A 1,236-nucleotide genomic window follows, 5' to 3' on the forward strand; every position below is an offset into this window, starting at 1 on the left:
CCTCGACCTCCTCCGCCGACGAGTCCTGATCATCTGAAACGCAACAAGATCAGCGCCAGAGCCCGGTTTCTCGACGCTCAACAGCGCGGGGATGCCGGTCGACGGTTGAAGCGGGCCTGTTCAGTGGCTCGGCAGTTCGGCGCCTCGCCCTTTTCAGCGCCGCGCCTCTTCAGAGGCCCGGCTGTTCGGCGACGCAGCCGGTCAGCGGCCCGGCCACTCGGAGATGAGAAGCCGCACGAGATGCCCATGCGTGGCGTAGCCGGGAGGATCACCCGGCATCACCCCCGTCACGCACTCGAAGGTGCCGGGTCCGCTCTGCCGTACGAAGAACGATGGCTCGGCGATCACCGACAGCAGCCTGATGGCCGCCCTGTGCACGTCGATGCCCTCAAGCGACTCGTCAGGACGAGCCGCCACCTCGTAGACGCCGTCCTCGGTCAGCCGCTCGGCCACCACCTGCCAGCCGGGGGCGGCCCGCAGGTGGGGGAGAAGGTGCGCGTCGGGGTCCTCGGTCACCCACCCGTCCCGCGCCATCACCGCCGCCAGGTCCTCCACCGCGGGCCGCATCGCCGAACCGTCGCTGACACCGGTGAACCGATCGTCATTGTCCCATCGCCGCTGCTCCATGTCGGCGATTCTCGCAACGCGGCACCGCCGTCCCAAGCCCCCGCGCCAGCCGTTCGTCCCCAAGCCTCCGCGTCACCCGTTCGTCCCCAAGCCCCCGCGTCTCCGTTCTCGCGGCAACCCTCCCGCGTCACCCGTTCTGGCGGCGGCATCGCGCATCCGCCTCGCTATCCGGGCCCGCCACCGGCCCTCGCGGGTGACCAACCTCGACACTCTGCGGCTCACAGGGGAGTCCCCGCACGGTCAGCGCTCCCGCTTGCGGCACGCCGGATGCACCCGCCCGCAGCCGCCCGACGTGCAAGGCTCCGCCCCTCCCCGGAACGTGGCCGGTTCCTGGAATCTCGTTCGCCGTTGGGCGATCGATACCCGGACTCTCTTCGGTACTGCGGGGCGATCGATGCCTGGGCTCTCTTCGGTACTGCGGGGCGATCGATGCCTGGGCTCTCTTCGGTACTGCGGGGCGATCGATGCCTGGGCTCTCTTCGGTACTGCGGGGCGACCGATGCCTGGGCGCCTCTCGGTACTACAGGGCGATCGACTCCCCTCGGTGCGGTTGCGTCCACGGAAGTGGTGTACGAGTTTGACCTGCTCACAAGCGTGGCAGCCGTGAAT

At 69.3% G+C, this 1,236-nt stretch carries 1 protein-coding gene; it reads right to left on the reverse strand.

The window, feature by feature from the left end; all coding sequences use genetic code 11:
- Positions 1–201: 201 nt before the first annotated feature.
- A complete protein-coding gene (locus tag ACFSKW_RS52155) occupies positions 202–627 on the reverse strand; it encodes a hypothetical protein (protein ID WP_379582893.1) in 426 nt (141 codons plus the stop codon).
- Positions 628–1,236: the final 609 nt, after the last annotated feature.

Source organism: Nonomuraea mangrovi (genome assembly GCF_042681425.1).
Taxonomy (GTDB): domain Bacteria; phylum Actinomycetota; class Actinomycetes; order Streptosporangiales; family Streptosporangiaceae; genus Nonomuraea; species Nonomuraea mangrovi.